We start from the raw sequence: 6507 nt of genomic DNA, 5'->3' as shown, positions 1-6507 counted from the left end.
GGCGTCAGGTGCCCCATGCCATTCTTCATTTTTCATTTTCTTGAACGCGGATGCCACGGATGAACTGCGTTCAACTCGAATCATCGCGAAAAAAAATTACACGGATTTGGGCGGATTTCCCGGATCCACTGGCCTTTGCTTCTTACTTTTTACTGCTTACTTTCTACTGCCTACTACTTTCGCGTCCTCGCGTCCTCGCCTCTTCGTTCCCCATGCCCCATGCCCCATGCCAACATCCTATTACTCCCCAAAGCGGTAGCCGATGCCGGATTCGGTGATGATGAAAGTAGGTTTGGCGGGGTTGTCTTCGATTTTCTTGCGGAGTTGGGCGATGAAGACGCGCAGGTAATGAGTCTGTTCGACATAGCCGAAGCCCCAGACTTCCTTGAGGATGTACTGGTGGGTGAGCACGCGGCCACGGTTCTTGGCCAGCAGCTGGAGAAGGGAGAACTCGGTGGCGGTGAGTTTGAGGATCTCGTCGTTTTTCTTTGCCACGTGGGCGGCCATGTCGATGCTGAGGGTCCCGAACACCAGCACCGGGTCGTTGTTTTTCTGTTCGGAGGCCCTGAGGGCAGCACGTATCCTGGCAAGCAGCTCGCCGGTGCGGAAGGGCTTGGTGAGGTAGTCGTTGGCGCCATGGTCGAGGGCACGGATGATGTCTTCCTCAGAGCTGCGCACCGACAGCACGATGATGGGATGGGTGTACCATTCCCTGAGTTTTTTCAGGGTCTCCTGCCCGTCCATATCGGGCAGCCCGAGGTCGAGCAGCACCAACGAGGGGTGCTGGGTGGCTGCTGCCACCAGGCCCTCTTTGCCGTTGACGGCCTGGATGATGCGGAACCCGCTGGCCGAGAGGGTGATTTCGAGCAGCCTGCGGATGGGGAGCTCATCATCAATAATCAATATGGTATTACCGGCATTCATAGGTTTGGCAGCTAGGGCATCATGATTTCAGGGGTTTCTGAAGGGATACAGATGGTAAACCGCAATCCCCCTTTCTTGAGGTTCCCGGCGGTGATGGTCCCGTTGTGGGCTTCCACGAAGCCTTTTGCAATACTCAGTCCCAGGCCCAGTCCCCCGGTCCTGGTGCCATCGAGCCTGAAAAACTTGTTGAAAATATGTTTTAAGTCCGACTCGGGCAATCCCGGCCCCTGGTCCGAAACTTCGATCACGGCCGTTTCATTTTCATAACGGCCCCTGACCTCAATGGCGGAAGCCCCGGGTGCGTATTGCGTGGCGTTAAAAATCAGGTTATAAAGGACTTGTTCCATCAATCCAAAATCCATCTTCACCAGGGGCATGTCTTCGGGAATCGACACCCTGAAATCAAAGGGCTTCAGCTCATCACCGAGGTCTTCGGCCACCTTGTTGACCAGGTCGTTGAGGTCGTACCAGTCGAGCCTGGGCGAGATATGCCCGCTTTCGATGCGGGAGATGTTCAGCAGGTTTTCGATCAGGCGGTTGAGGCGCAGGGAGGCGGTGAAGATCTCCTGCGACAGGGCCGAGCGGAAATTCTCGTTGTCGGCGGCGTTGAGCATCGAATCGGCGGCACCCATGATGGTGGCCACAGGGATGCGCAGCTCGTGGGAGATGGAATTAAAAAGGGTTTTGTAGAGCCTGTCGGACTCATCGAGGAAGCGCACGCGCTGGGCCAGCTCGCCCAGGAACTCGCGTTCGAGGGCATTGGAGATCTGCGCAATGAAGGCCTCCCAATATGACTTTTGTTCGCCGAAAAAAGGAGTCTCGCGTTTCAGGGCGATGACGCCGGGATGCAGCCGCGTACCCTGGAGGGGGAAGAAAGCAAAGCCTTTAGAATCCATTCCCCTGGGTGTGGCAGCAGGGTCCAGGGCCGACTGAAAAACCCGCTCCGCCACTTCAAATTCGAGGGGATTGATTTTCATCTCCTCAAGGGGCCATGCTGTGTCGGTTAATACATTGTTTCCATCCTGGAGGAAAAAAAGCGCTTCGCGCTCAAAGTTCTTTCTGATCTCGACCACAGCCACCTGCAACACCTCGTCGAGTCCGCTGGCTTTGGAAAGCCCCCGGGTAAGCTGAAACAGGGCATTCGTTCTTTTTTCCCTTTCCTGCGAGATTTTCTGCTGTCGCCTCACGCGGGTGGTAAGCACCCCGTTGACAAAGGCAATGATGAAGAACAGCCCAAAGATGAGGATGTCCTCTGTTTTGTCGATATGGAAGGTCAGGTGGGGCGGGATGAAGAAAAAGTTCCAGGCCAGGGCGCTCAGGGAAGCCGCGAGGATCACGGGGCCTATGCCCATAAAGGTGGACAGCAGGGATACCACAAACAGCAGGATAAAGGAAACCACATGGTAGTTCTCTGTATTGGCCAGGGGGATGCATAGGGTGGCCGTCGCTCCGATAATCAGGATGGCGTAGAAATAGTGGCTGGTCCTTGTTTTAAACTTTCTGAACGTAATCTTTCCCATGGTATTTTGTCCTTCTCCTCCTTTCAATAACGATCTTCAAATTTAACGCATTCAAAGCAGAAATTCTCATGTTCTTATTTGCGCCAGAAACTCCGGGAAAACAATATCAGCACGGTATAAATCTCGAGGCGGCCCAGAATCATCAAAAACGAAAGGATTATTTTTCCCAGGACAGGCAAATGAGCAAAGTTGCTTGCCGGACCCACGGTACCGATACCGGGACCGATTCCCGCCATGCAGGTGGCCACCGATCCGCTTGCGGTGGACATATCTAAGCCAACCGCTATCATGGAAAGGGTACCCAGGGCAAAAACCAACAGGTAAAGCGAAACAAAGGTAAGGATGGAGGTATTCCTTTCGTCAGAAACCGGTTGATGGTTCAGGTGAATGTGAAAAATGGCGTGGGGAAACCTCAGCTGGCGGAAAATCCTGGCAAAATTCTTATACACAACGACATGTCGGGCAATTTTTATTCCCCCTGCCGTTGAGCCTGTGCTTCCGCCCAGGAACATGGCCAGGAATATGATGATCCAGGCATACTGAGGCCATAGCAGGTAATCGTCGGTGGCAAATCCTGTGCAAGTAATGATGGAAACGACCTGGAAAAACCCATCCCGGATAGATTGCTCCATAGGCCTGGGCGTCTTGAAAAACAATATGGACGTGATTACAAGTCCTACCAGTAAGATCACGCCCAGGTATGCCCTGAACTCATCGTTCTGCCTGATCTTGTCAAATTTCCTTTTTAACAGGTAGTAGTGTACCACAAAGTTCGTTCCTGCCAGCAGCATAAAGACCATGACAACATACTGAATGTAGGGGGAATAGCTTGCAATGCTGTCATTCTTCGGGGAGAAGCCACCGGTGGCAACCGTACCAAATGCATGGCAAACGCTTTCAAACCAATTCATGCCGCCCAGCCTGAGTAAAGCCCCCTCAGCGACGGTAAGTATGATATAGATCAGCAGCAGGCGCTCGCCGACACTTTTTGCTTTGGGATGAATTTTTTCTTGCAGTGACGACTCCAGGATAAAAAGATGGTATCCGCCGATTTTCAGCGAGGGCATCACCAAAATCACCAGGACAATGATGCCAATGCCCCCGATCCAGTGGGTGAGGCTCCGCCAGAAAACAACGCTGCGGGGCAGGATCTCGATGTCGGTCAGGATGGAAGAACCTGTGGTGGTAAATCCTGACACAGATTCAAAAAAGGCATTGACAAAGGACGGTATGGCGCCCGAAATTACATAGGGCAATGAACCGATGAGACTAATGACCAGCCACGACAGGGTGACGGTGAGATAAGCATCTTCGCGATGCAGGGTCACCTGAGCGTCAAGGCTACGGGTGAAATAATGGATGACCAGTCCTGCCAGCAGGGAAAGTGCGGCAGGTACTGCCATAGGCAGAATGGGCTCAGAAAAATAATAGGCCAAAGCCGAACTAACGATTAAAGCGCCAGAAAGGATAAACAGGTTTCGACTCAGAACTTTAAAGACAAGATGATATTGAACGACTTTGGTCATGAAATGGACGCAGGGTTTTATTCAACCTTCAGACCTGCAACAGCTTACTGCCATACTCCAGGTCATATTTTGTATATACAAATGAAGCCTGGATTTCATAAATACCATATCAATAAAGTGAAAGACCATGTCAAGATTTTATAAAAATCCGGAGGAGGGGTTCGGGTTTAAGGTTTAAGGTGCTGGGTGTCAGGTTTCGGGGGTTACTCCCTCCGCTGGCCAGCGGAGGGTTGGGGGGAGGTCCTTTGATTTCAGGTGTTTTTTTTTCCACAAATTTTCCCAAATGAAAAGACAATGAACACAAACATAATAGGGTTTAGGGATTAGGGTTTAGGGTTTATTCAACTTCTCAACTTCTCAACTTCTCAACTTCTCAACTAATTATCACATTACCACATTATCATATTTCTTTTGTGAGCATTTGTGTTTCTTCAGTTTGTGTGCATTTGTGGACTTTCTTTAGGAGCCCTGGTGAAACTGATGCAAGAGATCAAATCCTTGGAATCTAAAAAATTACCTGTACTTTTATCAGGAATTTACATATGTACAGATAAACATGCATAATAAAAAGATGCATCACTTTGGAAAGCAAGCTGTCATTTTTTTCCTTGTCCTGGCAGGGCTGCTAATTGTCATGCCCAGCAAGGGGCAAGCGGCCTGGTATGGTCCCGAGACGGTAACCATCGTGGTGAAAGACCGCAGCCAGAACCCCCTGGAAGGCGCGCTGGTGTTCGTGAACGACAGCACGGATCTGGCTGGCATCACCGATGAGCAGGGAATGTTGGAATACAGCCTGGAGAGCGGAACCTACATGCTCTTTGCCTATCTGCCTGACCATCGCGACCATTATTCGATGTTTACAGTGGAGGACGCTGAGCTTGAGCTTGAGGTAGTGCTGGCCCCTGCCCTCTTGTGGGCTACGGAACCCACGGGCCCTCCCCAGGGTGTTGGATCGGCCAACGGGGTGCGCCTGGCAGAGGCGGGCGGAAAGATCTATCTGCATATGGCTGTGGGGGGCGTGCCGGGAATGCCTACGGCGGGCGCCCTGACCGACTTTTACGTTTACGATCCGGAAGCTGACGAATGGGCCGCTTTGCCCAATGCCCCCTTCGGCGGGCAGTACGGTATCAGCACCGCCTATGGCCCCGGCCCGGAGGGCCAAGATGCCGTTTACATCATCCGCGGTTACTGGAGCGGGCAGCGCACCTGGTTGGCACGATACATCGTGGATAACGGGCAGTGGGAAACGGACCTCAGCTATGAGATCCCCTGGCGTCCCGAGCTGGGGAGCCCCCTCGATGGGGGAAGCAGTTTCCAGGACTACCCGCGCAATGGCGCCGTGATGGCCTGGGATGGCGACGATCATATCTACCTCTTCCCCGGCAGTGGCTACAGCTACCTGGCTTACGACTGGTACCGCTATTCGGTGAGCCAGGATAGCTGGGAAGCCCTGGATGCCCTGCCGCATATGCAGGGCCCCGGGAATGCAGCCATCTGGGTCGATGATGAGGCCGCAGGACTCGACCAGGATTACCTCTATGTGCATTTCGGGCTGGTGCCCCACGGCAACTATACCCATGCCGAGTTCTGGCGTTATGGGCTGGTATCGGAGAGCTGGGAACAGATGGCATCGCACGGCTACGGGGCCGATGACGGCTCGATGCTGGCCTGGGACGGAGAGCGGTATCTGTATCACATCCCCGGTGCCTGGGAAGAAGATCCCTGGGACCGCAACGTGGACCAGAAGAGGGAATTCATGCGCTATGACCTGGTAACGGATGCCTGGAGCCATATGGAATACAGCCCCTACAACCGCTGGGGAGGCTGGGACGACGGCGGGGGGATGGTCCGCGTGGAGCAGTCGATTTTTGCCCTGAAAGGCGGCAGTGACGTGTCGTGGGCTATTGGCGACAACATCGCGGGCGGGGGCTCCGTGCCTTCCAATCAGTTCTGGCGGTTCGCCATCCCGGAAGAGACTCTGGACCTTACCATCAGCGTTACGGAAGGCAGCGGCAGGATTTTTCCACCGGAAGGTGGCCACGCCCTGCTCCCCGATACCGAGCTTCAGCTGATGGCCACGCCCGACTCAGGTTATGTTTTCCATAGCTGGCGACTTGATGGACAGCCCTTTGGCAATGAAGCCACCACGACCCTGGTGGTGCGTCAGGGCACCCTTGTGGAAGCCCTGTTTGCGGATGAGAACACCTTTGTCCCGCATATTCCAGCCCTGGAGCCCCTGCAGGCTTATCACGCCCATGGCACCTTACACCTCAGCAAGCTCCCCGCAGAGGGAACCCTGATGGTTTTTGACGCCCTGGGGCGGGTGGCAGCATCGTGGGAAACACCTGCCCCGGGTGACCACAGCTTCAGATTCAGCCCACCTGCCGGGATGTATGTGATCAGGTTTGTGAGTAAAAAACCTGTCTCCCCGGTCAAGATCCTGGTGTATTAAAAACGCCCTCAGACAGACCTGTACGATTCAGGAGGATAATAAGAGAGAGACCCGGCAAAAGAACCGGGCCCCATTCCTTTTGAAA

The 6507-nt window shown here is 53.6% G+C and carries 4 protein-coding genes; 1 reads left to right on the top strand and 3 read right to left on the bottom strand.

Going from position 1 to position 6507, the window contains the following annotated elements; all coding sequences use genetic code 11:
• Nucleotides 1-240 precede the first annotated feature (240 nt).
• The 3 genes from V2I46_04050 to V2I46_04040 all read right to left on the bottom strand — a co-directional run bounded on the left by V2I46_04050 (nucleotide 241) and on the right by V2I46_04040 (nucleotide 3970).
• Nucleotides 241-924: a response regulator gene (locus tag V2I46_04050; GenBank protein MEE4176661.1), complete on the bottom strand. Its 684-nt coding sequence runs from the start codon at nucleotides 922-924 to the stop codon at nucleotides 241-243.
• Between the two features lie 11 nt (nucleotides 925-935).
• On the bottom strand, nucleotides 936-2444 hold the full coding sequence (locus V2I46_04045; GenBank protein MEE4176660.1) for a DUF4118 domain-containing protein: 1509 nt from the start codon (nucleotides 2442-2444) through the stop codon (nucleotides 936-938).
• 74 nt (nucleotides 2445-2518) lie between these two features.
• Nucleotides 2519-3970, bottom strand: coding sequence for a TrkH family potassium uptake protein (locus tag V2I46_04040; GenBank protein MEE4176659.1), 1452 nt, complete (start codon nucleotides 3968-3970; stop codon nucleotides 2519-2521).
• Nucleotides 3971-4526: 556 nt separating this feature from the next.
• Between V2I46_04040 and V2I46_04035 the strand changes: the two genes are divergently transcribed.
• Nucleotides 4527-6422, top strand: coding sequence for a hypothetical protein (locus V2I46_04035; GenBank protein ID MEE4176658.1), 1896 nt, complete (start codon nucleotides 4527-4529; stop codon nucleotides 6420-6422).
• Nucleotides 6423-6507: the final 85 nt, after the last annotated feature.

Source organism: Bacteroides sp. (assembly GCA_036351255.1).
In the GTDB taxonomy this organism is placed as follows: domain Bacteria; phylum Bacteroidota; class Bacteroidia; order Bacteroidales; family UBA7960; genus UBA7960.
This window is presented reverse-complemented; position numbering and strand designations above follow the sequence as displayed.

Bases quoted from the DNA above. Each gene is read 5' to 3' on its own strand.
- V2I46_04040 (MEE4176659.1), bottom strand. From the start codon at position 3,970: ATGACCAAAGTCGTTCAATATCATCTTGTCTTTAAAGTTCTGAGTCGA.
- V2I46_04035 (MEE4176658.1), top strand. From the start codon at position 4,527: ATGCATAATAAAAAGATGCATCACTTTGGAAAGCAAGCTGTCATTTTT.
- V2I46_04050 (MEE4176661.1), bottom strand. From the start codon at position 924: ATGAATGCCGGTAATACCATATTGATTATTGATGATGAGCTCCCCATC.
- V2I46_04045 (MEE4176660.1), bottom strand. From the start codon at position 2,444: ATGGGAAAGATTACGTTCAGAAAGTTTAAAACAAGGACCAGCCACTAT.